Here is a 24,308-nt window from a genome sequence, read left to right on the forward strand (position 1 = left end):
GGCGCGTGCGACGATGGCCCCATGTCCGACGACACGGTGGTGGTGTGGGACGAGTCCCTGCTCGCCTACGACATGGGTGACCACCCACTCGACCCGGTCCGGGTCGAGCTGACCATGGCGCTCGCCCGCGAGCTGGGCGTGCTGGACCGCCCCGGGGTCCGGCTGGTGAAGCCGGAGCCGGCCGACGACGCGACGCTGACCCGGGTGCACCGGCCCGGCTACCTGGACGCCGTGCGGGTCGCGCCGCGCGACCCGCTCTTCGCCGGGTACGGGCTGGGCACCTCGGACAATCCCGTCTTCGACGGCATGCACGAGTCCAGCGCGCTGATCGCCGGGGCGACCGTGGCCGCCGCCGAGGCGGTGTGGCGGGGCGAGGCCCGGCGGGCGGTCAACGTGGCCGGTGGCCTGCATCACGCCATGCCGGACCGGGCCGCCGGGTTCTGCGTCTACAACGACCCGGCGGTGGCCATCGCCCGCCTGCTCGACCTCGGCGCCGAGCGGATCGCGTACGTGGACGTCGACGTGCACCACGGCGACGGCGTGCAGCAGGTCTTCTGGAACGACCCGCGGGTGCTCACGGTCAGCCTGCACGAGACCCCGCTGGCGCTCTTCCCGGGCACCGGGTTCCCGGACGAGACGGGCGGCCCGGGCGCCGAGGGGAGCGCGGTGAACGTGCCCCTGCCGCCGGGCATCGGCGACCCGGGCTGGCAGCGCGCCTTCCACGCGATCGTGCCGTCGGTGCTGCGGGCGTTCCGGCCGCAGCTGCTGGTCACCCAGTGCGGCGCCGACGGGCACCGGCTCGACCCGCTGGCCGACCTGCACCTGTCGGTGGACGGCCAGCGGGCCACCTACCGCGCGCTGCGGGCGCTGGCCGACGAGCTGTGCGACGGCCGCTGGGTGGCCACCGGCGGGGGCGGGTACGCGCTGGTCGAGGTGGTGCCCCGGGCCTGGACGCACCTGCTGGCCGTGGCCACCGGCGAGCCGGTCGACCCGGCCACGCTGACCCCGCCCGCCTGGCGGGAGCTGGCCCAGCGGCGGCTGCCCGGCCGGGAGGTCCCGCTGCGGATGACCGACGACGTCGACCCGGCGTACCAGCCGTGGCAGCCGACCGGCGAGCCGAACGCGGTGGACCGGGCCATCGCGGCCAGCCGCAAGGCGGTCTTCCCGCTGCTGGGGCTCGATCCGCACGATCCGCGCGACTGAGCCGGCGGTGGGGGAGGACCGACCGGTGACCATCGTCGACCAACCGGTGGACGTGTTGCTCAGTGACGGCACGACCGTCCAGCTGCGACCGATCCGCCCCGACGACGCCCCGGACATCGTGGCCATGCACTCGCGCTTCTCGGAGCGCACCCGCTACCTGCGCTACTTCTCGCCGTACCCGCGCATCCCGGAACGGGACCTGCGCCGGTTCACGCACGTCGACCACCGCGACCGGGAGGCGTTCGTGGTGCTGGCCGGCGACCGGATCGTCGCCGTCGGCCGGTACGAGCGGCTCGGCCCGCAGTCCCCGGAGGCCGAGGTGGCGTTCGTGGTGGAGGACGCCTACCAGGGCCGGGGCATCGGCTCGGTGTTGCTGGAGCACCTGGCCGACGCGGCCCGCCGGTACGGCATCGTGCACTTCGTCGCCGAGGTGCTCCCGGCCAACGGGGCGATGCTGCGGGTCTTCGCCGACTTCGGCTACCAGGTCCAGCGCCAGTACGCCGACGGCGTGGTGCACCTGAGCTTCCCGATCGCCCCCACCGAGGCCACCCTGGAGGTGCAGCGCGGCCGGGAGCACCGCACCGAGGCGCGCTCGATCGCCCGGCTGCTCGCCCCGCAAGCCATCGCCGTGTACGGGGCCAGCGCCACCGGCCAGGGCGTCGGCGCGGCGGTCCTCGGGCACCTGCGCGACAGCGGCTTCACCGGGGCGATCGTGCCGGTGCACCCGAGCGCCCCGGTGGTGGCCGGGCTGCCCGCGTACCCGTCGGCGGCGGCCGCCGGGACCCCCGTCGACCTGGCGGTGGTGGCGGTGGCGCCGGAGGCGGTGACCGAGGTGGTGGCCGACGCGGCGGCGGCCGGCGCGCACGGCCTGGTGGTCATCTCGGCCGGCTTCGCCGAGTCGGGTCCGGCGGGGGCGGCCGCCCAGCGCGCCCTGGTCCGCGCCGCGCACCGGGCCGGCATGCGGGTGGTCGGCCCGAACTGCCTCGGCGTCGCCAACACCGACCCGGCGGTACGCCTCAACGCCACCCTCGCTCCGGTGCTGCCGGCCCCCGGCCGGGTGGGGGTGTTCAGCCAGTCCGGCGCGTTCGGGGTGGCCCTGCTGGCCGAGGCGTCCCGGCGCGGGCTGGGCCTGTCCAGCTTCGTCTCGGCCGGCAATCGGGCCGACGTCTCCGGCAACGACCTACTTCAATACTGGCAGGACGACCCCGGCACCGACGTCATCACGCTCTACCTGGAGACGTTCGGCAACCCGCGCAAGTTCGCCCGGCTGGCCCGGCGGATCGGCCGGAGCAAACCGGTGGTGGCGCTGGCGTCGCTGGCCCGGCCGGTGGGGGTGGGCGAGGGACCGCCGCTGGACGCCGCCGCGGTCAGCGCGCTCTTCGCGCAGTCCGGGGTGATCCGGGTGGACACCGTCGCCGAGCTGCTCGACGTGGGCGTGCTGCTGGCCGGCCAGCCGTTGCCGGCCGGCCGGCGGGTCGCCGTGGTGGGCAACTCCTCGGCGCTGACCGGGCTGGCCGCCACCGCCTGCGCCGCCAACGAGCTGACCGTGGCGGCCGGTTATCCGGTCGACGTCGGCCCGCGCGCCGGCGCCGCCGAGTTCGCCGCCGCGCTCGCCGGGGCGGCCGGTGACGACGAGGTGGACGCGGTGGTGGCGGTGTTCGCCCCGCCGCTGCCCGGCCAGCTGACCGACTCCGAGGGCGACTTCACCGCCGCGCTGCCCGACGCGGTGACCGCGGGCAAGCCGGTGGTGGCGACGTTCCTGGCCGGGCGGGTGCCGGCGGGCGTGCCGGCGTACCCGAGCGTGGAGGAGGCGGTGCGGGCGCTGGGCCGGGTCGCGGCGTACGCCGACTGGCTGCGCCGCCCGCCCGGCGCGCTGCCCGCGCTGGAGCGGGTCGACGCGGCGGCCGGGCAGGCCGCGCTGCGGGCCGACGGCGGCGACGTGGCGGCGCTGCTGCGGGCGTACGGGATCGACATGGTGGCGTCGGTGCCGGCGGGCTCGGCCGACGAGGCGGTGGTCGCCGCGGGTCGGCTCGGCTGGCCGGTGGCGGTGAAGGCCGCCGCCCCGGGCCTGCGGCACCGCCTCGACCTGGGCGCGGTCCGGCTCGACCTGGCCGACGAGCCCGCCCTGCGCCGCGCGTACGCCGAGATGGCCCCGGTGTTCGGCGCGGACGTGCTGGTCCAGCCGATGGTCCCGCCCGGGGTGGCCTGCGTGGTGGAGGTGCGGGAGGATCCGGCGTTCGGGCCGGTGGTCGGCTTCGGCCTCGGCGGCGTGGCCACCGAGCTGCTCGGCGACCGGGCGTGGCGGGCCGTGCCGCTGACCGACCGGGACGCCGCCGAGCTGGTCGACGAGCCGCGGGCGGCGCCGCTGCTGCGCGGGCACCGGGGCGCCGCGCCGGTGGACCGGGCGGCCCTGGCCGACCTGCTGGTGCGGGTCGGCCGGCTCGCCGACGAGCAGCCCCGGGTGCGGGCGCTCACCCTGAACCCGGTGCTGGCCCGCCCCGACGGCCTCACCGTGCTGCACGCCACCCTGGGCACCGGTGTCGAGGCGTCCCGCCCCGACACCGGCCCCCGCCGCCTGTAAGGAGGGTGCCCTTGTTAACGCCTCCGGTAGAGCAGGGGCCCCCTGTTAACACCCGCTCCGCTGCGCGGGGCCGGCCTCAGGGGCGGCTGGAGATCTGCTGGACCGACCAGGCGTTGCCGTCCGGGTCGGTGAAGAAGACGAAGCCGACGTTGTCCAGCGGGTGCGGCACCGGGCGCGGGTTCTGCCCGAGCACCTGAATCTCGCTGACCGCCACACCCCGCTCGACCAGCTCCGCGCGGGCCTTCTCCAGGTCGGGCACCACCAGTTGCAGCCCCTTGAGCGAGCCGGGCGGCATCTCCGGCACCGCACCCCGGCCGATCACGATCGAGCAGCCGGAGCCGTGCGGGGTGAGCTGCACGATCCGGGCGCCCTCGGCGATCCCGATCTCCTCGCCGAGCCCGCTGTCGTCGCCGAGGTAGGTGTCGTGGTCGACGTGGAAGCCGAGCCGGTCGGCGTAGAACTCCTTGGCCCGGTCCACGTCGGAGACCGGCACCACCACCACTTCCAGCGTCCAGTTCACGTGCTTCCTCCTGTGTCGTCGGGGTTGGTCGGTGTGCTGAGCAGCGCGGCGAGCCGGGTGTAGCTCTCGGCGAGGCCGCGGGCCATCGGGTACCGCAGCACCCGGTCGCGTCCCTGCGCCGTGGCGTACCGCAGGGTGGTGGTCACCGTGGTCCGGCCGACCAGCTCGGTGAAGTCGTGGCTGACCACCGTCTCGCCCGGGTAGGACTGGTCGTCGAAGACCTCGGTGCAGACCAGCCGCCGGGGCGGGTCGATCTCGCGGTAGACGCCGCTCTGGCCCATCCGGGCGCCGTCCGGCCCCGCCGACACGAACCGCCAGCGCCCGCCCACCCGCAGGTCCACCTGGCAGTCGACCAGCTGCCAGCCGCGGGCGCCGTACCACCGCGGCAGCAGCTCGGGGCGGGTGAACGCGGCGAAGACCAGGTGCGCGGGGGCGTCGAAGCTCCGGCTGAGCACGATCTCCCGGTCGCCGGGGGCGTGCACCACGAGCGGGTCGTCCGGGCCGGTCACCCGGGCACCCCGTCGTCGACGGGGCCGGCGCGCTGGAGGTCGTCGAGCAGGGCGTCGAGGCGCTGGTAGCTCTCCGCCCAGTAGTCGCGGTAGTCGGCCAGCCAGGCCACCGCCTCGCGCAGCGGCCGGGCCTCCAGGCGGCAGGGTCTGCGCGGGCCGTGCCGGCGGCGGCTGACCAGGCCCGCGTCCTCGAGCACCCGCAGGTGCTTGGAGACGGCCGGCTGGCTGATGGCGAACGGCGCGGCCAGCTCGGTCACCGTCGCCTCGCCGGCCGCGAGCCGGGCGAGGATGGCCCGCCGGGTCGGATCGGCCAGCGCCGCGAAGGTCGCGTCCAGCCTCGCACTGCCCACCATTCATAACCTCCTGGTTTCATAACCAGTTGGTTTCTACCGCGCCGGGCCGTCGCGGGTCAAGGCCGCGGGACCCCGGCGAACCGCCGGGGTCCCGCGAGGAAGAGCCGATCAGCAGGCGTACGCCTCCAGGCGCTGCGCGTGCTCCGGGGCGCGCAGCTTGAGCAGCGTGCCCTTCTCGATCTGCCGGATCCGCTCCCGGGACAGGCCGAACTCCTTGCCCACCTCGTCCAGGGTGCGCTGGCGGCCGTCGTCGAGCCCGAACCGGAGCCGGATCACCGCCTGCTCCCGCTGGGAGAGGGTGGCCAGCACGATCCGTACCTCGTTGCGCAGCTCGCCGTCCCCCGCCTCCTGGCGCGGGTCCGCCGCGGCCACGAAGTCACCGAGCGCGCTCTCGCCGTCCTCGCCGACCGCCTGGTCCAGGCTCACCGGCTCCCGGTCGTACGAGATCAGCTCGATGACCTGGAACTCGGGCACCTCCATCGCCTTCGCCACCTCGGCGACGGTGGGCTCCCGGCCCAGCGTCACCGCCAGGTCCCGGCGGGCCCGCACCATCCGGTTGACCTGCTCGACCATGTGCACCGGGATGCGGATGGTGCGGGCCTGGTCGGCCATGGCGCGGGTGATGGCCTGGCGGATCCACCAGGTGGCGTAGGTGGAGAACTTGTAGCCCTTGGTGTAGTCGAACTTCTCCACGGCGCGGATCAGGCCCAGGTTGCCCTCCTGGATCAGGTCCAGGAAGGCCATGCCCCGGCCGGTGTACCGCTTGGCGATGCTGACCACCAGCCGCAGGTTGGCCTCCAGCAGGTGGTTCTTGGCGGCCCGGCCCTCGGCGACGATCAGTTCCAGGTCGGCCCGCAGCTGGGCGGAGACCGGGGTGCAGGTGCTCAGCTTCTCCTCGGCGAAGAGGCCGGCCTCGATCCGCTTGCTCAGCTCCACCTCCTGGGCGGCGGTGAGCAGCTTGGTGCGGCCGATTCCGTTCAGGTACGCGCGGACCAGGTCGGTGGAGACGCCGCGCTCGTCAATGGCGTCCAGATCGGTCAGGGCCTCGGTTGCGGTGTGCCCGTCGATGGCAACGCTCGGACCCGACTGGTGCTCGATCATCTGCAGGACCATCTCAGTCTCTCCCCGTGTCCACTTTCGGTGGCGCTCACCGGGTCCGCGTCGCGTGCCGATGCGGTGCGCCCGATGAGAACAGCTTCCCGTGTTGGGCGTGAGACGGGAGTGAGGCGATCGGGGAACCGACAGCAATCCGGGCGGAAAAGCGGGAGAAGTCCCGACCGCCGTGCTTACGGTGCCAGCGGTGGGCGGTCGGGGCCGCAGGGGCCCGGCGACCGTTTCAGCCCGCCGATCGGCGTACCGCCAGGCAACGGAGGGCGTGGTGTTCAAGCGGCTCAGGCAGGCGATGGGGGAGGGTGGCCCGACGGTGGAGACCGTGCTGGCCGATTCGGACTGCCGGCCGGGCGGCCAGTTGGCGGGCCGGATGCGGGTGACCGGCGGGGACCACCCCGTCGACGTGTCGTACCTGGCGCTGAGCCTGGTCACCCGGGTCGAGGTGGAGAGCGCCGACGGCGCGTACGACACCGACCAGGAGTTCGGCCGCCAGCAGGTGACCGGGTCGTTCCGGCTGGCGCCGGGGCAGCGCCACGACGTGCCGTTCCGCTTCCCGGTGCCGTGGCAGACGCCGCTGACCGACCTCTGCGGGCAGCGGCTGCCCGGCATGACCATGGGGCTGCGCACCGAGCTGGAGGTGGCCCGCGCCGTCGACCAGGGCGACCTGGACCCGGTGGCGGTGCGCCCGCTGCCGGCGCAGGAGTCGCTGCTGGACGCGCTGCTGCGGCTGGGCTTCCGGTTCGCGGGGGCGGCCGTCGAGCGGGGCCACCTCTACGGCGTACGGCAGGACCTGCCGTTCTACCAGGAGATCGAGTTCGACCCGGCGCCCCGCTACGCCGACACGGTGCACCAACTGGAGCTCACCTTCGTCACGGACCCGCAGCGGGTGGAGGTGATCCTGGAGCTGGACAAGCGCGGCGGCCCGCGCACCGAGGGCCGGGACAACTTCGGCCGCTTCACCGTCGACCACGCCACCGCCCACACCCACGACTGGACCCCCCACCTGACCTCCTGGCTCCACAACTCCCTCCCCTAACCCCACCCCACCCCGGCAAGCTCACCCCGTTGATCATGGAGTTGACGGCGAAGTCGATCTCCCTGAGTGCCGCTAACTCCATGATCAACGGGGCGGGGGCGGGATGCGGCGGGGGGTCAGAGGTCCAGGAGGAGGGTGCGGGGGCCGGTGTTGACGCTTTCCACCAGCATGTGGGCGCGGAAGCGGCCGGTCTCGACCTTGGCGCCCCGGCCGCGCAGCGCCTCGACGACCGCGGTGACCAGGGGTTCGGCCAGCTCGGCGGGGGCCGCCCGGGTCCAGCTGGGGCGGCGACCCTTGCGGGCGTCACCGTAGAGGGTGAACTGGCTGACCACCAGGACGGGCGCCCCGGTGTCGGCGGCGCTGCGCTCGTCGTCCAGGATGCGCAGCTCGTGGATCTTGCGGGCCATCGTCTCGGCCACCTGCGGGGTGTCCTCGTGGGTGACGCCGAGCAGCACCAGCAGGCCGTCGGTGATCTGGCCGACCACCTCGCCGTCGACCGTCACGCTGGCCCGGCCGACCGTCTGCACCACCGCCCGCATCAGCCACGCACCGGCTCGATGAAGCCGCGCTCGACCAGGTGCGCCACGATCGGGCCGGCCGCCTCGGCCAGTTCCTCCGGCGCCACGTCGTGCGCGGCGGCGAGCAGCGCCAACTGGTCCCGCAGGGCCAGCCGACCGTCCGCCCCGCCGACCAGGGAGAGCACCAGCGGGTCGATCTCCTCGGTCCAGCGCAGCCCGTGCGGCATGGCGAGCACCTGCCGGTCCACCGCCCAGCCCTCGTCGCCCATGGTGGCCTCCTGCCGCAGCTGGAGCCCGTCGGCGGCCCGGTAGCGCTCGGCGAGCAGCGCGTCGGTGTCGCGTACCCGGAGGAAGTCCTGGCGGTCGAACCAGGCGGCGATCCGGTCGCCCATCGGCGGCTCGACCCGCTGGCGCAGGTCCTCCACCCGGACCACCGGGTCGGCGTGCCCGCCGTGGCGCAGCGAGACGATGCCGAACCCGATCGCCTCGACCTTGTGCGCGTCGAACCAGTCCAGCCAGGCCGCCATCCGGTGCGGATCGGGCGCCTCGCCGACGTCGGTGAGCCAGAGGTTCACGTACGCCATCGGGTCGGCGACCTCGCGCTGGATCACCCAGGCGTCCAGCCCGGTGCCGGCGAACCAGCCGGCCACCCGCTCGCCCCAGTCCTCGCCGGCCACGTGCACCCAGTTGGCCAGGTACTGCATGGTGCCGCCCTCGGTGAGCAGGCCCGGCGCGGCGGCGGCCAGCTCGGCGCCGATCGCGTCGCCGACCCGGCCCGAGTCGCGGTAGACGTGGGTGGTGGTGCCGGGGCCGACCACGAACGGCGGGTTGCTCACCACCAGGTCGAAGCGGCGCCCGGCCACGGGGGCGACCATGTCGCCGCGCAGCAGCTCCCAGTCCTGGCCGTTGAGCGCCGCCGTGGTGGCGGCGAAGCGCAACGCCCGCTCGGAGACGTCGGTGGCGGTCACCCGCCGCGCGTGCGTGGCCAGGTGCAGCGCCTGTACGCCGGAGCCGGTGCCCAGGTCGAGCGCCGTCTCCACCGGCCGGCGGACGGTCGCGCCGATCAGCGTCTGGGTGGCGCCGCCGATGCCCAGCACGTGCTCGGCGTGCAGCGGGCGACCCGGGCGGGCACTGGCCGGCACGTCGGCGAGCACCCACCAGTCGTCGGCGTACGGCTCCAGGTCCAGGCCCATCCGCAGGCCGTCGCCGTGCCGCTCGACCAGCCCGGCGGCGAGCGCCTCGTCCAGCGCCAGCGGGGCCAGCGCGGCGGCCACCGCCGCTTCCGGCTCGGTCTGCTCGCAGATGAACACCCGGATCAGTGTGCCGAGCGGGTCCCGGTCCTCGGTCGCCCGCAGCGCGGCCCGGAAGTCGTTGCGGGCCACCCCGCCGGTGGCCTGCGCGCCGAGCCGGGCGGCGATGCCGTTCGACGTGTAGCCCGCCTCGGTCAGCGCGGTGCGCAGCGCGTCGACGCCGGCGGGGGAGAGCAGCATGTCGTGTCGGTCCACGCCGCCATCCTGCCCCCCGGACCGCCTCCGCCGGCCGGCACCCGCGACATCTGGCCTCTCAGCTCAGGAAATTGAGCCTCATCCCTTTCATCAATCTCGATGGCTGGCTAAAGTCTCCGGCAATGTTCGTGACAGGGGCATCCGGCGGCCACGAGTCCGTCCGGGTGCGCCGGTAGGGAGTCTGTCGATGTCCGTTGTGCCCGTACCCCGACGTCGCGTGATCCGCGCATTCGCGGTGGCGGCCGCCGCCGCAGCCGTCTCCGCCGCCGCCTCCACCCCCGCCCTGGCGGCACCCACCGGGGAGATCCGCGGCGCCGCGGCCCCGAACGCCATCAGCGGCAGCTACCTGGTCGTCCTGAAGAGCGACGCGGTCGGCGCGGTGAACACCCGCGCCGCGCGCGACGGCGTGCCGACCCGGGCCGCCGGCCTCACCAAGCGGTACGGCGGCAGCGTCGCCGCGACCTACAGCGCCGCGCTCACCGGCTTCGCCGCGAAGATGTCGGAGCAGCAGGCCCGCCGGCTCGCCGCCGACCCGGCCGTGGCGTACGTCGAGCAGGACCAGGTGCTCACCGTCCAGGCGACCCAGACCAACCCGCCGTCCTGGGGGCTGGACCGGATCGACCAGCGCAGCCTGCCGCTGAACAGCTCCTACACGTACCCGAACACCGCCACGAACGTGCGGGCGTACATCATCGACACCGGCATCCGGACCACCCACAACGACTTCGGTGGCCGGGCCACCTGGGGCACCAACACCGTCGACAGCAACAACACCGACTGCAACGGCCACGGCACCCACGTCGCGGGCACCGTCGGCGGCGCGGCGTACGGCGTCGCCAAGGGCGTCCGGTTGATCGCGGTGAAGGTGCTCAACTGCTCCGGCAGCGGCACCACCACCGGCGTGATCAACGGCGTCAACTGGGTGACCGCCAACGCGGTGAAGCCGGCCGTGGCCAACATGAGCCTCGGCGGTGGGGCCAGCACCACGCTGGACAACGCGGTGACCAACTCGATCAACTCCGGCGTGACGTACGCGGTGGCGGCGGGCAACTCCAACGCCAACGCCTGCAACTCGTCGCCGGCCCGGGCCGCCGCCGCGCTCACCGTCGGCGCCACCACCAGCACCGACGCCCGCGCGTCCTACTCCAACTACGGCTCCTGCCTGGACATCTTCGCGCCGGGCTCGTCGATCACGTCGGCCTGGTACAACAGCAACACCGCGACCAACACCATCAGCGGCACCTCGATGGCCAGCCCGCACGTGGCCGGCGCCGCCGCCCTGGTGCTCGGCGCGAACCCGTCCTACAGCCCGTCGCAGGTGGCCAGCACCCTGACCAGCAAGGCCACCACCGGCGTGGTGACCAGCCCGGGCACCGGCTCGCCGAACCGGCTGCTCTTCGTCAGCTGACCGCACGCACCGCACGCGGCCCGGTGGACGGCACCCCCGTCCACCGGGCCGCCTCGCGTCCCACCCCGGCCGGCCTGGGGCGGAGCGGGATGGGCGCGGCATGCGGCATGTCGCGCTGTCCTGGGCCGGGGTGGGCGCGATATTCGGCATGCCGCGCCGTCCGGGGGCGGGCTGGCCTGGGGCGCGACATGACGCATGTCGCGATCCGCTGGGCGGGAGGGTAGGGGCGACCTGCCGCGTGTCGTGCTCTACCGGGTCAAGGTGGGCGCGGCCTGCCGCACGTCGTGCTCCGCCGCGTCGATCGGCGCTGCCGGCCAGGCCCGGGCGGCCCCGTCCACCTCGACGGCGACCTCGGCACCCAGCGGGACCGGTTCGCGCTCGGCCCAGACCCGGGCGGTGATCCGGGTGCCGTCGGCCAGCCGGAGGGCGACCAGCGCGTCGTGGCCGTGGAAGTCGTGTCGCAGCACGGTGGCGGTCACCGCGCCCGGCCCGGTGGGCACCAGCCGTACCTGCTCGGGGCGGACCAGCACGGTCACCGGCCCGTCCGGCGCGGCGCCGGTGAGCGGCAGCGTACCCAGCGGGGTGGCGGCCCGGCCGGCGTCGGCCGTCGCCGGCAGCAGCACCGCCTCGCCGACGAAGCCGGCGACCCACTGGTCGGCCGGCTCGCGGTAGACCGCGGTCGGCGTGCCGGCCTGCACCACCCGGCCGGTGCGCAGCACCACCACCCGGTCGGCCACCGAGAGCGCCTCGCCCTGGTCGTGGGTGACCAGCACGGCGGTCGCCCCGTCGGCGCGCAGCGCCGCCCGGATGTCGTGCCGCAGCCCGGCGCGCAGCCCGGCGTCGAGGGCGCTGAACGGCTCGTCCAGCAGCACCAGCGACGGCCGGGGCGCCAGCGCCCGGGCCACCGCGACCCGCTGCTGCTGGCCGCCGGAGAGCTGGTGCGGCATCCGGTCGCCGTACCCGGCGAGGCCCACCAGGGCCAGCACCTCGTCGATCCGGTCACCGCGCCGCGCCGACCGGTCCAGGCCGTAGCTGACGTTCGCGGCCACGCTCAGGTGTGGGAAGAGCGCACCCTCCTGCGGCACCACGGCGATCCGCCGCCGGTGTGCCGGCACGTGCCGCCCGCCCCCGGCGACCGTACGGCCGTCCAGCCGGATCTCCCCGGCGTCCAGCCGCTCGAAGCCGGCCAGGCAGCGCAGCAGGGTGGTCTTGCCGCAGCCGGACGGGCCCAGCACGGCGGTCAGTTCGCCGGCCGGGACGGTCAGGTCCACCCCGTCCAGGGCGGCGACCGGGCCGTACCGCTTGACCACGCCGGTGAGCACGACCTCGCTCATCACCGATCCTCCTTGTCCAGCAGGCCGCTGCGGGCCACCAGCAGCCAGGTCGGTATCGCGGCGATGGCCACCAGCAGGGCGGCGTACGGGGCCGCCGCCGCGTACGCGCCGACGCCGGTGTGCGTCCACAGCTCGGTGGCCAGGGTGTCGGTGCCGGTCGGGCGCAGCAGCAGGGTGGCGGGGAGTTCCTTCATGCAGCTGAGGAAGACCAGCGCCGCGCCCGCGCCCACGGCGGGCAGGGTCAGCGGCAGGGTGATCGTGCGCAGCACCGTCCACGGCCCCCGCCCCAGCGAGCGGGCCACCTCCTCCAGGCCGGGCGGGGCCTGGGCGGCGGCGCCCGCCACCGCGCCCACCGCCAGCGGCAGGAAGAGCGTGCCGTACGCAAGCGCCAGCAGCCACGACGTCTGGTACAGCGGGTACGCCACGGTGATCCCGAAGAAGATCAGCGACAGCCCGATCACCACGCCGGGCAGCGCGTGGGCGAGGTAGGCCAGCCGGTCCAGGGCGGTGGCCAGCGGGCCGGGCGCGCGGGCGGTGAGCAACCCCAGCGGGAGCGCCAGCAGCATGGTCAGCGCGGCGCCGCCCAGCGAGAAGCCGAGCGAGTTGCCGGTCGCGGTGAGTACCTCGGTGAGCGCGCCGGGGCGGGACACCCCGCTGGCCAGCCGCCGGCCCAGGCTGACCGCCGGCACGCCGAGCGCCAGCGCGGCGACGCCGAGCAGCCCGGCCAGGGCCGGCCACCGGGCCGCGCCGAGGCGCAGCCGGACCGGTGGCCGGCGGGCCCCGCCGAGTCGGGCGTACCGGGCGCCACGGCGGCGGGTGGCCGTCTCGCCGGCCAGCAGCAGCACGGTCAGCGCCACCAGCACGCAGGAGAGCACCAGCGCGCCGGTCCGGTCGAAGCCCAGGTCGAAGGCGATGAAGATGGCCCGGGTGAAGGTGTCGGCGCGCAGGATGGAGACCGCGCCGAAGTCGGAGAGCACGTAGAGCGCCACCAGCAGGGCACCGGCCGCGGTGGCCGGCCGGATCTGGCGCAGCGTCACGTCGGTGAAGGTGCGCCAGCCGCCCCGGCCCAGCGAGCGGGAGACCTCCTCCTGGGCGGGGTCCGCGCCGCGCAGCGCGGCGGCGACCGGCAGGAAGACGTACGGGTAGGAGCAGAGGGTGAGCACCAGCGCGGCCGGCCAGAAGCCTTCGAGGCGGTCCACGGTGGAGACCCAGGCGAACGCGGCGATGTAGGTGGGCACGGCCAGCGGCAGCGCGGCGAGCACCGCGAAGGCCCGACGGCCGGGCAGGTCGGTGCGGGTGACCAGCCACGCCGCGCCCACGCCGAGCAGGACGCAGGCGACGGTCACCACGGCGGCCAGGCCGAGGCTGCGCAGGGCGAGCAGGCCGACCCGCGAGGTCCACAGCTCGTCGACGATCCGCTCGGCGCCCGCCTCGGCGGTGCGTACCCCGAGGTAGACCAGCGGGACGAGGGCCACGGCGACCGCGGCGGCCGAGGCCGCGAGCAGCGCCGGGCGGGGTGCGAGCCGCCGCCACCCCCGGGGTACGCCGAAGCGGGCCGGCCCGGTCCGGGCCGGCCCCGCGCCGGTGAGGGTGGAGGTCATGCTCAGGGCACCAGGCCGGAGTCCTTGATCAGCGCGATCGTGGCGTCCAGGGTGTCCAGGTCGTTCAGGTCGATGTCCGGGCTGTCCAGGTCGGCCAGCGGCGGCACGCCGACCGGCCCGGCGACCCCGTCGACGACCGGGTACTCGAAGGTCTGCTCGGCGAAGTACTTCTGCGACTCGGCGCTGAGCAGGAAGTCCACGAAGGCCCGGGTGTCCGGGTCCTCGGCGGAGCGCTTCAGCACGCCCACCCCGGCGACGTTGACCAGCGCGCCGGTGTCGCCGTCCGGGAAGAAGTGCAGCTTGGCCTTGAGCGCGTCCGGCGTGGTGCCCTGCTCCTTGGCGACCTCGCCCAGGTAGTAGTGGTTGACCAGGCCGACCGGGACGGTGCCGGCGTGCACGTCCTCGACGATCTTGATGTTGTTCTCCCGGATCTGCGGCTCGTTGGCGGCGAGGCCGGTCAGGAACTCCTTCGCCTTCGCCTCGCCGTGCTGCACCTTGATCGCGGTGACGAACGCCTGGAAGGAGGCGTTGGTCGGGGCGACGCCGATCTTGCCCTTCCACTTCGGGTCGGTCAGCTCGAAGACGGATTTCGGCAGCTCGGCGGCGGGCACGCTGTCCGCGTGGTACGCCAGCACCCGGGAGCGGGCGCTCACGCCCACCCACTCGCCGCCGCGCGAGCGGTAGGTCTGCGGCACCTTCGCCACCGCCTCGGCGGGCAGGGGGGCGAACATGTTCCGCTTGGTCACCGCGCCGAGCGCCCCGGCGTCCTGGGCGAAGAACGCGTCGGCGGGGGAGCGGTCACCCTCCTCGACGAGCTGGGCGGCGAGCTGGGCGGTGGTGGCGTACCGGGTCTTGACGGTGATGCCGGTCTGCTCGGAGAACCGGTCCAGCAGCGGCTTGACCAGCTGCTCGTTGCGGCCGCTGTAGACGGTGATGGTCTTGTCGCCGGGCTTGCCGGGGTCGGCGTTCTCCGTCCCGCCGGAGCCGCAGGCGGCCAGGCCGAACGAGAGCAGTCCGGCGGCCAGCGTCGCGGTGGACCTGCGGGCGGAGACGGGCACGGTGACACTCCCTCGGCGGCGGCGCGGGCGGTCCCGGTCGGCCGCCTCGTCCGAGAAGTTAGCACAGCCTAACCTCACCCAGAAACGCGAGGTCGGCACCGGGGCGCCGACGTCGTACGCCGGGCGGCGCCGGGCAGGATGGAGCCATGACGCTCTCGCTGCCCATCGACCCCGAGGCCAACCGGCTGCTGGAGCGCAGCCCGCTGGCCCTGCTCACCGGCATGCTCCTCGACCAGCAGATCCCGATGGAGAAGGCGTTCTCCTCGCCGTACGTGCTCGCCCAGCGGCTGGGTCACGACCCGGACGCCCGCGAGCTGGCCGGGTACGAACCGGAGGAACTGGTCGCCGTCTTCGCCCGGCCACCCGCCCTGCACCGCTTTCCCAAGGCGATGGCGGCCCGGGTGCAGGAGATGTGCCGGGTGCTGGTCGACCGGTACGACGGCGACGCCGCCGGGCTCTGGGCCGGGGTGACCGACGGGCGGGAGCTGCTGCGCCGGATCGGTGAGCTGCCCGGCTTCGGGCGGCAGAAGGCGCAGATCTTCGTCGCCCTGCTCGGCAAGCGCTACGACGTCCGGCCGGAGGGCTGGCGGGAGGCCGCCGGCGGGTACGGCGAGGAGGGCGCCCACCGGTCGGTGGCGGACATCACCGACGCCGACTCGCTGCGCCGGGTGCGCGAGTTCAAGCAGGCGGCCAAGGCGGCGGCGAAGGCCGGCAAGGACTGACCACCCGCCCGCGCGGTCTCGGCCGGCCGGTTCGCGTGGTCGGCCGGTGCGGCGAGGTAGGGCCGAGTCGCGGCGTCCGGGGGTGTCTGGGCGGCGAGTAGGGCCGAGCTGCGGCATCCGGGCCCGGGTGGGCTCGGTCGGCTGGTTCGCGCGCTCGGGGGCCGGCCGGTTCAGGCGGCCGTCGGGCGGGACAGCGACGCCAGGGCCCGGCGCACGTCGGCCAGCGAGACGGTGGCCGAGTCGTCCAGGTCGGCCAGGCCGGCCTCGATCCACTGCCGCATCAGGGTGGTGACGCCGATGCCCCGCGCGTCGGCCGCGGCGCGGACCCGCTCGTACGTGTCCAGCGGCAGGCGCACCGAGCGGCTGACCATCGGCACGTCGGTGTCGGGCGTCGGCAGCGCCGCCGGCGGGGTCTCGTCGATCAGCTCGGCGAGGGCGTCGCCGCCGTCGTGGAACCGCTTGGTCGCCTCGGCACGGTTCATGGTGACCGCCTCCTCATCGGCGTGCTCTGCGCACGGCCTCGTCGTAGCGCTTGGCCTCGGCCTCGGTCAGCTCCCGGGCGGAGAGCACGTCCCAGTCGTTGTCGGTGCCGTCGGCCTCGGCGAGCAGCACGGCCAGCCGCCGGCCGCGGCGGGCGGCGGCATAGACGACCATCACGTCGTCGCCCAGGTGCCGGATCACCCGTCGCGTGCTGTGCAGCGCCTCCCAGACCTCGCCGGGTGTGACGTCGTAGACCCGAAGGTTGCCCAACGCCTCTTCGGTGAAGCTGAACCGGCTGCCCACGACCGGAGCGTACCACGTTCGTAACACGGAGCCGCCGGGGTCGAATGTCGCCGATCAACCGCCGCGAGTGACAGGATGGGGCTGATCCCCTCGAGGAGGCCGTGGTGAAGCGTCAGGCGTACCAGCCGATCCTGATCACCGATGCCGCGCGCAGCCAGGACGACCAGCTCACCAGCCGGCAGAAGCGGTACGTGCTGATGATGGGCATCCGGGTCGGCTGCATCGTGGTCGGTGCCGTCCTGGTCGGGTTGCGGCCGCCGCTGCTCTGGCTCTGGCTCACCCTGTGCGGCCTGGGGATGGTGCTGATCCCCTGGCTCGCGGTGCTGCTGGCCAACGACCGCCCGCCCAAGGAGGAGCACCGCCTGGCCGGCAGGTTCCAGTCGCGTCGGCGCGACGAGACCCCGCCGAATTCCCTCACCGCGGAGGAACGCCCGCACAAGGTCATCGACGCCGAGCCCTGACCGGCCTGCCCGGCCGGGGCCGGCCCCGGCCGGGCAGGCCGGGGGTCAGGTTGAGGGGCGGGCGCCGACCGTGGTGACGGCGAGGGCGCCCAGGTCGCCGGCGCGGTCCAGGGCGGTGCGCCGGTCCGCCCCGGCGAGCCAGGCGGTGAGCAGGCCGGCGGCGAAGGCGTCCCCGGCGCCGGTCACGTCGACGGCCACCACCCGGCGGGCCTCGGCCGTGACGACCGGCCCCGACCGGTCCACCCAGAGCGCGCCCGCCGCGCCCCGCTTGACCACCACGGCCCGGGCCGTCGCCGACAACGCCCGCGCCTGCGCCGCCGGGTCCAGCCCGCCGGCCAGTACGGTCGCCTCGTCGGCGTTGACCAGCAGCAGGTCGACGTCGCGTACCCAGGTCAGGAAGGCCGCCCCGACCCGCCGCAGCGGCGCCGCGGACGCCGCGTCGACGCTGGTGGTCAGCCCGCGCTCGCGGGCCGCGGCCAGGGCCCGCAGGCCGGCGCCGCGCGACCCGGCGTCCAGCAGGGTGTACGCGGACAGGTGCAGGTGGGTGGCGTCCGGCGCGGCGGCCAGGGCGTGGTCGACGTGTGCGGCGCTCAGCCGCAGGTTCGCGCCCCGCTGGCTGGCCATGGTCCGCTCGCCGTCGGTGGCGAGCACGATCACCGTGCCGGTGGGGTAGTCCTCCTGCCGGTCCACCACGCAGCGCACGCCGGCGCGTTCCAGCTCGGCCACCCGGTCGCGTCCTGCCTCGTCGTCGCCGACCGCGCCGACCAGGGTGACGTCGGCGCCCTGCGCGGCGATCCAGGCGGCGGTGTTGGCCGCCTGCCCGCCGCCGCTGAACCGGATCCGGGCCGGGGTGTCGGAGCCGGTCGCCAGCGGGCCGGAGAGCATCGCCACCACGTCGGTGATGATGTCGCCGACGACGACGATGCGGCCGATTCCGCTCATGCGGTGGTGGCGGTGCGCCGGGCCGCGGCGACCGCGATCCGGGCGGCCAGGTCGGCGTTGCGCAGGATGATCCGGACGTTCACCGCCAGGCTCGCGCCCTCGGTCGCGGCGTGGAAGTGGGCCAGCAGGAACGGGGTCACCGCCTTGCCGGTCACCCCGTCGCGGCCCAGCCGGGCCAGCCCCTCGGTCAGGGTACGGTCGTGCAGCGCGGGATCGAGCTGCTCGTCGGCGGGGAGCGGATTGGCCACGATCAGCCCGCCGTGGTGCACACCCTGCTGGACGCGGGCGGCCAGGACGTCGGCGACCTGCTCCGGCGAGTCGACCGACCAGTCCAGGTCGAAGCCCGCGTCGGTGAGATAGAAGCCGGGGAAGCGGCGGGTCCGGTAGCCGAGCACGGCCACCCCGAGGGTCTCCAGCCGCTCCAGGGTGGCGCCCACGTCGAGGATCGACTTCACCCCGGCGCAGACCACCGCGATCGGTGTCCGGGCCAGGGTGACCAGGTCGGCCGACTCGTCGAAGGTCTGCGCCGCCTCCCGGTGCACCCCGCCGAGCCCGCCGGTGGCGAACACACCGATCCCGGCGGCGGCGGCCACCGCGCTGGTGGCGGCCACCGTGGTGGCGCCGTCCGCGCCGGTCGCGGCGGCCACCGCCAGATCGCGTACGGAGAGCTTGGCCACCCCGTCGGCGGTGGCCAGCCGGGTCAACTGGGCGTCGTCGAGGCCCACCACCAGTTCGCCGGCGACCATCCCGATGGTGGCCGGGACCGCGCCGGCGGCGCGTACCGCCTGCTCGATCTCGCGGGCGACCCGGAGATTGTCGGGACGGGGCAGGCCGTGCGAGACGATGGTGCTCTCCAGGGCCACGACGGGACGGCCGTCGCGCAGGGCGGCGGCCACCTCGCCACCGGGGCGGATGTGAAATCTGGTCATCTCCGTTACCGTACGGCCCGCCGCGAGTGGGTGCCTCCGGTGGACCCCGTCCGGGCCGGCCTGTCAGACTGGAGAGTTGAAGAAAGTGGGAGGTGTGGCGGTGAGCACAGAGGTTCTCGAGCGTCCCGAGCTGAAGGACGCCGACACCGGTCCGGAGATGTTCCACTACGTCCGCAAGGAGAAGATCGCGGAGAGCGCCGTGATGGGCACCTACGTGGTCGCGCTCTGCGGCGAGACGTTCCCGGTCACCAAGGCGGCCAAGCCCGGCTCGCCGGTGTGCCCGAAGTGCAAGGAGATCTACGACTCCTGGGCCGAGTGATCGAGGGCGGTCCCGCGGGCCGCCCACGTACCCTTCGGCGGTGAACACCTCCTCCGCCCTGCTCGTCGCCGATCTGACCGGGGTGGCCGTCTTCGCCGCGTCCGGCGCCTCCGCGGCGGTGGCCAAGCGGCTGGACATCTTCGGCGTCGTCTTCGTCGGCGTGGTGGCCGCCCTCGGCGGCGGGATCTTCCGGGACCTGGTGATCGACGAGGTGCCTCCGCTCGCCTTCGCCGACTGGCGGTACGCGGCCACCGCGGCGGCCACCGCCGCCGCCGTGTTCTGGCTGCATCCCCAACTCGCCCGGCTGCGCACCACCGTGCTGGTGCTCGACGCCGCCGGTCTCGCCCTGTTCACCGTCACCGGCACGCTCAAGGCGCTCGACGCCCAGGTTCCGGCCGTCGGCGCCTGCATGATCGGCATGATCACCGCCATCGGCGGCGGCCTCGGCCGGGACCTGCTCACCGGGGAGATCCCGGTGGTGCTGCGGCGGGAGATCTACGCGGTGGCGGCGCTGCTGGGCGCGGTCGCCGTCGCCCTGCTGGAGCTGGCCGGCCAGGCGACCACCGGCCCGCTCACCGCCGCGGCGGCGGGCGTCTTCCTGCTGCGCCTGGTCTCGCTGCGGCGTCGCTGGTCCGCGCCGGTGCCGGCGCTGCGCCCGCCGCGCACCGGCACGCGCGGCCCGCAACTCTGACCGGCGACCCGGCTCACCGCCACCGTCCGGTTGGCCGAAGTCCGACGGCCGGGCACCGATGCCAGCCACCCCGAGGGGCGACGGCCCGTCGGGGTGTGACGGAGGTGACCAGCGTGGCGTCGCCTGGGCCGGACGGGCTCGGCTGGTTATGCTGAGTCGGCCTTCGCGGCAGCTTCTGCGCGGAGGCGTTTTCATGGGCGGCGGCACCCGTGGCCCTCGGCCCGGGTCCGCCAGGTGCGGTCGGAGAGGAGCCTTCGCGTGGCAGCCCGGACGCCGGTGCTCGAGACTTTTCCGGCCCTACGCGCCTGGCAGCGCCGGGCGATGGTGGAATACCTGCGCCGCCGGACGGAGGACTTCACCGCCGTCGCCACGCCGGGCGCGGGCAAGACCACCTTCGCGCTGCGCATCGCCGCCGAGTTGCTCGCCGACGGCACCGTCGAGGCGGTCACCGTGGTCGCCCCCACCGAACACCTGAAGTCCCAGTGGGCCGAGGCGGCCGCGCGGGTCGGCATCCAGCTGGACGCCGCGTTCCGCAACGCCGACCTGCACTCCGCCGCCGACTTCCACGGCGCCGTGGTGACGTACGCGCAGGTCGGGATGGCCCCGCAGGTGCACCGCCGGCGCACGATGACCCGGCGCACCCTGGTCGTCCTCGACGAGATCCACCACGCCGGCGACTCGCGCACCTGGGGGGACGGGGTCAAGGCGGCCTTCGAACCCGCCGTACGCCGGCTGATGCTCACCGGCACGCCGTTCCGCTCCGACGACAACCCGATCCCGTTCGTCAGCTACGAGCGGGGCGGGGACGGGCTGCTGCGTTCCCGCGCCGACGCCGTCTACGGCTACGCCGACGCGCTGCGCGACGGGGTGGTGCGGCCGGTGCTGTTCCTGGCGTACTCCGGGGAGACCCGGTGGCGCACCAACGCCGGTGACGAGCTGGCGGCCCGGCTGGGCGAGCCGATGACCCAGGACCTGGTCGCCCAGGCCTGGCGTACGGCGCTCGACCCGGCCGGCGACTGGATGCCGCAGGTGCTGCGGGCCGCCGACGCCCGGCTCACCGTGCTGCGCAACGCCGGCATGCCGGACGCGGGCGGCCTGGTGATCGCCAGCGACCAGCAGAACGCCCGCGCGTACGCGAAGCTGATCGAGCAGGTGACCGGCGAGAAGGCCGCGGTGGTGCTCTCCGACGACCAGGGCGCCTCGGCGCGGATCGCCACCTTCGCGGCGTCCACGCAGCGCTGGCTGGTCGCGGTGCGGATGGTCTCCGAGGGCGTCGACATCCCCCGGCTGGCGGTCGGCGTCTACGCCACCAGCGCCAGCACCCCGCTCTACTTCGCGCAGGCCATCGGCCGGTTCGTCCGGGCCCGGCAGCCGGGGGAGACCGCCTCGGTCTTCCTGCCCAGCGTGCCGCACCTGCTCGGGCTGGCCAGCGAGATGGAGGCCGAGCGGGACCACGTGCTCGGCAAGCCGAAGGACCGCGAGGGCTTCGACGACGAGCTGCTGGAGCGGGCCCAGCGCGACGACCAGGCCAGCGGGGAGCTGGAGAAGCGCTTCGCCGCGCTCTCCGCCACCGCCGAGCTGGACCAAGTGATCTTCGACGGGGCGTCGTTCGGCACCGCCGCGCAGGCGGGCACCCCGGAGGAGGAGGAATACCTCGGCCTGCCCGGGCTACTCACCGCCGACCAGGTTTCCCTACTGCTCAGCAAGCGGCAGGCCGATCAACTCGCCGCCCAGCGTCGCCGGGCGACCGCGCGGGCCGCTGAGCCGGCCGCTGCGGCCCCGACCCCGCCGCCGGCGCCGATGAGTGCCGCCCAGCGGCGGGTGGCACTCAGGCGCCAACTGAACGCGCTGGTGGCCGCCCGGCACCACCGCACCGGGCAGCCGCACGGCAAGATCCACGCGGAGCTGCGGCGGCTGTGCGGCGGCCCGCCGAGCGCCCAGGCGACCATCGAGCAGCTGGAGGAACGGATCGCCACCGTCCAGACCCTCTGACGGCGCCCGCCCAACCGGCCCCGTGGGCCCGGCTGCGGCATGTGGGACTGTCCGGCCCGGGTGATGGGCCGGGGTGCGGCATGTGAGGCTCTCCGGCCTGGGGTGGTGGGCCGGGGTGCGGCCTATGGGGCGTTCTGGCCGGGGCGATGGGCCGAGGTGCGCCAGGTTGGGCCGTCCGGCCCCGGGTGATGGGCCGGGTTGCGGCCTGTGGGGCGTTCTGGCCGGGTGATGGGCCGGGTTGCGGCATGTGGGGCTTTCCGGCCGGGGCGATCGACCGAGGTGCGGCATGTGGGTTGCGGCGACCGATAGAGGCGCGGGACGGCAGGTGAAAATAGTCGACCGGAGGGGCCCAAGGGCCCCTCCGGTCGACTATGTCGGTTTGCGCTGTCGCGGGATCAGTTCGCCATCAGGTCCGCGCCTCGCCAGCTGAACTCCGGGTCCGTCGCGTACCGCACGGTGATCTTCACCAGATCCTCCGCGTACTTGTTCGCGTGGTGCCCACAGAACACCAGCTCGCTACCACCAGCCAGAGTGATGCGGAGCTTGCCGGCAGCATTGCAGCGGTCGCACCGTTCATCGGCGGCCGGGGGGGCCACCGTCTCGGGCGGCGGCGTGAGGGTCGGGGTCATCGCCTTCCTCCTCTGGTCGTCACCGATGAACAATCTCTTCGGTCGTTGCTCACCTATCCTGCAACACCCCTGCGGGGCGTTGCCTTCCCTGAGTGCCCGCGGGGGACCGAGGTCACACATGGCAGGCACAGTGTGCCGTGCACCCAGGGTGCCACGTCAACGATCACATTCGTGCAACCGGCCGGTCACCATGTGGTGTTGCACGCCAGGTGATCAAAGCGACACGGCCGGTTGACGGAAATCGGTCAGTCCAGGTAGTCGCGCAGCACCTGGGAGCGGGACGGGTGCCGCAGCTTCGACATGGTCTTGGACTCGATCTGCCGGATCCGCTCCCGGGTCACCCCGTACACCTGGCCGATCTCGTCCAGGGTGCGCGGCTGGCCGTCGGTCAGGCCGAAGCGTAGCCGGACCACGCCCGCCTCCCGCTCGGAGAGCGTCTGCAGCACCTGCTGGAGCTGGTCCTGCAGCAGCGAGAAGGAGACCGCGTCGACCGCGACCACGGCCTCCGAGTCCTCGATGAAGTCGCCGAGCTGGCTGTCGCCCTCGTCGCCGATGGTCTGGTCCAGCGAGATGGGCTCCCGGGCGTACTGCTGGATCTCCAGCACCTTTTCCGGGGTGATGTCCATCTCCTTGGCCAGCTCCTCCGGGGTGGGCTCACGGCCCAGATCCTGGAGCAGCTCGCGCTGGATGCGACCGAGCTTGTTGATCACCTCGACCATGTGCACCGGGATGCGGATGGTGCGGGCCTGGTCGGCCATGGCGCGGGTGATGGCCTGGCGGATCCACCAGGTGGCATAGGTGGAGAACTTGTAGCCCTTGGTGTAGTCGAACTTCTCCACGGCGCGGATCAGGCCCAGGTTGCCCTCCTGGATCAGGTCCAGGAAGGCCATGCCCCGGCCGGTGTACCGCTTGGCCAGCGAGACGACCAGCCGGAGGTTGGCCTCCAGCAGGTGGTTCTTGGCCCGCTCCCCGTCCCGGGAGATCCAGAGCAGGTCGCGCTGCATCTCGCGGGTGAGCTTCTCCTCGCCCTCGTCGGCGGCGCGCAGCCGCTCGGCGGCGTAGAGGCCGGCCTCGATCCGCTTGGCGAGCTCGACCTCCTGCTCGGCGTTGAGCAGCGGCACCTTGCCGATCTGCTTCAGGTAGGCCCGGACGGAGTCGGCGGAGGCGGTCAGCTCGGCGTCCCGCCGGGCCTGCTTGAGCGCCTCGGACTCCTCGTCGTCCCACTCGAAGTCGTTGTCGGTGGCGGAGGCGGCGGCGTCGGTCTCGGCGGCCCGGGTCAGCTCGGCCGGCTCCTCGACCACCACGTCCTCGATCTCGGCGGCCAGCTGCTCCGGGTCGATCTCGCCCTCGGCGCCCTCGGCCTTGGCCTTGCCGTCGGCCGGCTTCGCCGCGGCCTTCGCCGCCACGGTGGCCTTGGTGGCCCGGGTGGCCTTCGTCGCCTTGGCCGGCGCGGCGGCCCCCTCGCCGGTGGCGGCGGCCTTGCGCGGCGCGGCCTTGCGGGCCGGCGCGGCCGGGGCCTCCTCGGCGGCCGGCGCCTGCTTCGGGGCCGGCGCGGCCTTCTTGGTGGTCTTGGCGGTGGTGGCCCGGGACGCCGGAGTGGCCGAGCGGGCCGCCGCGACCCGGCGGCGGGTGCTCGCCGAGCCGTCGACGACCACGGTGACGCCCGCTTCCGAGAGCGCCCGCAGGATCTTCTTGGCCTGGGCCGGAGTCACCTCGGCGGACTCGACGGTGCGCGCGAGCTGAGCCGACGTCAGCTGGCCGCCCGCGCTCTGCGCGTGGGCGATCAGGGTATCGGTGAGCGAGCGAACGTCGGCGCCGTTCTGGCGGGGTTCTGTCACGAATGACCTTCCGGAGGCGAAGAGCGAGCACGGCCGGGTCGTCCGGTGCAGCGCGGAGCACCGCGCCGGGCGATGTGGTTGAGGGACCCCCGTGTCCCGGGCCGGCCGGTCGTTGGCGGTCCGTGGCGCGTGGGTAGGGGTGAATTGTAACGCCGTCTGCCGCGATCATCCTGCGCCGCACGGCGTACCGGCGATCGGGACCGCCGATTCGGCGCAGTTGTGGACTTTGTAAGGATGATACTCGCGCGCGACCGTGGAGGTCCCAG

24 protein-coding genes are annotated in these 24,308 nt (G+C 74.4%); 9 read left to right on the forward strand and 15 right to left on the reverse strand.

Translation table 11 applies throughout. The features are described from left to right. Window positions 1–21: 21 nt before the first annotated feature. Together K7640_RS04740 and K7640_RS04745 are read left to right on the forward strand one after the other, a co-directional pair. The gene (locus tag K7640_RS04740; RefSeq protein WP_222953447.1) at window positions 22–1,203 is read left to right on the forward strand and encodes an acetoin utilization protein AcuC; all 1,182 of its coding nucleotides are present in this window, start codon (window positions 22–24) and stop codon (window positions 1,201–1,203) included. A gap of 25 nt (window positions 1,204–1,228) precedes the next feature. Next, complete coding sequence (locus K7640_RS04745) at window positions 1,229–3,784, forward strand: bifunctional GNAT family N-acetyltransferase/acetate--CoA ligase family protein (RefSeq protein WP_222953448.1); 2,556 nt, start codon at window positions 1,229–1,231, stop codon at window positions 3,782–3,784. Between the two features lie 76 nt (window positions 3,785–3,860). Here K7640_RS04745 and K7640_RS04750 read toward each other — a convergent pair whose 3' ends face one another. The 4 genes from K7640_RS04750 to sigB form a co-directional block, all read right to left on the reverse strand. Continuing rightward, window positions 3,861–4,304 carry a VOC family protein gene (locus K7640_RS04750; protein WP_222953449.1) on the reverse strand — a complete coding sequence of 148 codons (444 nt, stop codon included), beginning with the start codon at window positions 4,302–4,304 and terminating at the stop codon, window positions 3,861–3,863. Beyond that, a complete protein-coding gene (locus K7640_RS04755; RefSeq protein ID WP_308042456.1) occupies window positions 4,301–4,813 on the reverse strand; it encodes an SRPBCC family protein in 513 nt (170 codons plus the stop codon). Before K7640_RS04755 ends, K7640_RS04750 begins: the two co-directional genes overlap by 4 nt. Then, window positions 4,810–5,163, reverse strand: a complete 354-nt coding sequence (locus tag K7640_RS04760) for a metalloregulator ArsR/SmtB family transcription factor (protein ID WP_308042457.1) — start codon at window positions 5,161–5,163, stop codon at window positions 4,810–4,812. Before K7640_RS04760 ends, K7640_RS04755 begins: the two co-directional genes overlap by 4 nt. Window positions 5,164–5,274: 111 nt before the next feature. Beyond that, window positions 5,275–6,279 carry an RNA polymerase sigma factor SigB gene (gene sigB / locus K7640_RS04765; RefSeq protein ID WP_374198052.1) on the reverse strand — a complete coding sequence of 335 codons (1,005 nt, stop codon included), beginning with the start codon at window positions 6,277–6,279 and terminating at the stop codon, window positions 5,275–5,277. 262 nt (window positions 6,280–6,541) lie between these two features. Between sigB and K7640_RS04770 the strand changes: the two genes are divergently transcribed. Beyond that, window positions 6,542–7,312: a sporulation protein gene (locus K7640_RS04770; protein ID WP_222953451.1), complete on the forward strand. Its 771-nt coding sequence runs from the start codon at window positions 6,542–6,544 to the stop codon at window positions 7,310–7,312. 116 nt (window positions 7,313–7,428) lie between these two features. Here the strand turns inward: K7640_RS04770 and dtd are convergent, their stop codons facing one another. Together dtd and K7640_RS04780 are read right to left on the reverse strand one after the other, a co-directional pair. Next, window positions 7,429–7,851: a D-aminoacyl-tRNA deacylase gene (dtd, locus tag K7640_RS04775; protein WP_222953452.1), complete on the reverse strand. Its 423-nt coding sequence runs from the start codon at window positions 7,849–7,851 to the stop codon at window positions 7,429–7,431. Then, the gene (locus K7640_RS04780; protein WP_222953453.1) at window positions 7,851–9,335 is read right to left on the reverse strand and encodes a methyltransferase; all 1,485 of its coding nucleotides are present in this window, start codon (window positions 9,333–9,335) and stop codon (window positions 7,851–7,853) included. The genes dtd and K7640_RS04780 overlap by 1 nt, the downstream gene beginning before the upstream one ends. Window positions 9,336–9,552: 217 nt before the next feature. Between K7640_RS04780 and K7640_RS04785 the strand changes: the two genes are divergently transcribed. Then, window positions 9,553–10,743: a S8 family peptidase gene (locus tag K7640_RS04785; protein ID WP_308042458.1), complete on the forward strand. Its 1,191-nt coding sequence runs from the start codon at window positions 9,553–9,555 to the stop codon at window positions 10,741–10,743. Window positions 10,744–10,991: 248 nt separating this feature from the next. On the opposite strand, the gene K7640_RS04790 is transcribed toward K7640_RS04785, so the two are convergent. From K7640_RS04790 to K7640_RS04800, 3 genes are read right to left on the reverse strand one after another with little or no spacing between them, the layout of a single operon-like run. Beyond that, window positions 10,992–12,077, reverse strand: a complete 1,086-nt coding sequence (locus K7640_RS04790; protein WP_222953455.1) for an ABC transporter ATP-binding protein — start codon at window positions 12,075–12,077, stop codon at window positions 10,992–10,994. After that, complete coding sequence (locus K7640_RS04795) at window positions 12,077–13,678, reverse strand: iron ABC transporter permease (protein WP_222953456.1); 1,602 nt, start codon at window positions 13,676–13,678, stop codon at window positions 12,077–12,079. The genes K7640_RS04790 and K7640_RS04795 overlap by 1 nt, the downstream gene beginning before the upstream one ends. Window positions 13,679–13,680: 2 nt before the next feature. Further along, entirely contained in the window at window positions 13,681–14,736 is a 1,056-nt protein-coding gene (locus K7640_RS04800) for an iron ABC transporter substrate-binding protein (RefSeq protein ID WP_222953457.1), read from the reverse strand. Between the two features lie 146 nt (window positions 14,737–14,882). On the opposite strand from K7640_RS04800, the gene K7640_RS04805 reads away from it, so the two are divergent. Beyond that, the gene (locus K7640_RS04805; RefSeq protein ID WP_222953458.1) at window positions 14,883–15,458 is read left to right on the forward strand and encodes an HhH-GPD-type base excision DNA repair protein; all 576 of its coding nucleotides are present in this window, start codon (window positions 14,883–14,885) and stop codon (window positions 15,456–15,458) included. Window positions 15,459–15,628: 170 nt separating this feature from the next. Here K7640_RS04805 and K7640_RS04810 read toward each other — a convergent pair whose 3' ends face one another. Next, window positions 15,629–15,940, reverse strand: coding sequence for a BrnA antitoxin family protein (locus tag K7640_RS04810; protein WP_222953459.1), 312 nt, complete (start codon window positions 15,938–15,940; stop codon window positions 15,629–15,631). A gap of 13 nt (window positions 15,941–15,953) precedes the next feature. Continuing rightward, a complete protein-coding gene (locus K7640_RS04815) occupies window positions 15,954–16,241 on the reverse strand; it encodes a hypothetical protein (RefSeq protein ID WP_308042459.1) in 288 nt (95 codons plus the stop codon). Window positions 16,242–16,345: 104 nt separating this feature from the next. Here K7640_RS04815 and K7640_RS04820 point away from each other — a divergent pair, with 104 nt between their 5' ends. Then, entirely contained in the window at window positions 16,346–16,702 is a 357-nt protein-coding gene (locus tag K7640_RS04820; protein WP_222953461.1) for a DUF3099 domain-containing protein, read from the forward strand. Between the two features lie 45 nt (window positions 16,703–16,747). Here K7640_RS04820 and K7640_RS04825 read toward each other — a convergent pair whose 3' ends face one another. Then, complete coding sequence (locus K7640_RS04825; protein ID WP_222953462.1) at window positions 16,748–17,644, reverse strand: carbohydrate kinase family protein; 897 nt, start codon at window positions 17,642–17,644, stop codon at window positions 16,748–16,750. Further along, window positions 17,641–18,573 carry a pseudouridine-5'-phosphate glycosidase gene (locus K7640_RS04830; RefSeq protein ID WP_222953463.1) on the reverse strand — a complete coding sequence of 311 codons (933 nt, stop codon included), beginning with the start codon at window positions 18,571–18,573 and terminating at the stop codon, window positions 17,641–17,643. Before K7640_RS04830 ends, K7640_RS04825 begins: the two co-directional genes overlap by 4 nt. Window positions 18,574–18,667: 94 nt before the next feature. On the opposite strand from K7640_RS04830, the gene K7640_RS04835 reads away from it, so the two are divergent. From K7640_RS04835 to K7640_RS04845, 3 genes are all read left to right on the forward strand, one after another. Continuing rightward, window positions 18,668–18,892, forward strand: coding sequence for a DUF3039 domain-containing protein (locus K7640_RS04835; RefSeq protein ID WP_222953464.1), 225 nt, complete (start codon window positions 18,668–18,670; stop codon window positions 18,890–18,892). A 40-nt stretch (window positions 18,893–18,932) separates the two neighbouring features. Beyond that, window positions 18,933–19,583, forward strand: coding sequence for a trimeric intracellular cation channel family protein (locus tag K7640_RS04840; RefSeq protein ID WP_222953465.1), 651 nt, complete (start codon window positions 18,933–18,935; stop codon window positions 19,581–19,583). Window positions 19,584–19,841: 258 nt separating this feature from the next. After that, on the forward strand, window positions 19,842–21,575 hold the full coding sequence (locus K7640_RS04845) for a DEAD/DEAH box helicase (RefSeq protein ID WP_222953466.1): 1,734 nt from the start codon (window positions 19,842–19,844) through the stop codon (window positions 21,573–21,575). A gap of 395 nt (window positions 21,576–21,970) precedes the next feature. Here the strand turns inward: K7640_RS04845 and K7640_RS04850 are convergent, their stop codons facing one another. Both K7640_RS04850 and K7640_RS04855 read right to left on the reverse strand, forming a co-directional pair. Next, window positions 21,971–22,204 (reverse strand): hypothetical protein, encoded by a 234-nt coding sequence (locus K7640_RS04850; RefSeq protein WP_036374862.1) that lies wholly within the window; start codon window positions 22,202–22,204, stop codon window positions 21,971–21,973. A 245-nt stretch (window positions 22,205–22,449) separates the two neighbouring features. Next, a complete protein-coding gene (locus K7640_RS04855; protein ID WP_222953467.1) occupies window positions 22,450–24,042 on the reverse strand; it encodes an RNA polymerase sigma factor in 1,593 nt (530 codons plus the stop codon). Window positions 24,043–24,308 lie beyond the last annotated feature (266 nt).

It is taken from the genome of Micromonospora sp. PLK6-60 (assembly GCF_019890675.1).
Lineage (GTDB): Bacteria > Actinomycetota > Actinomycetes > Mycobacteriales > Micromonosporaceae > Micromonospora.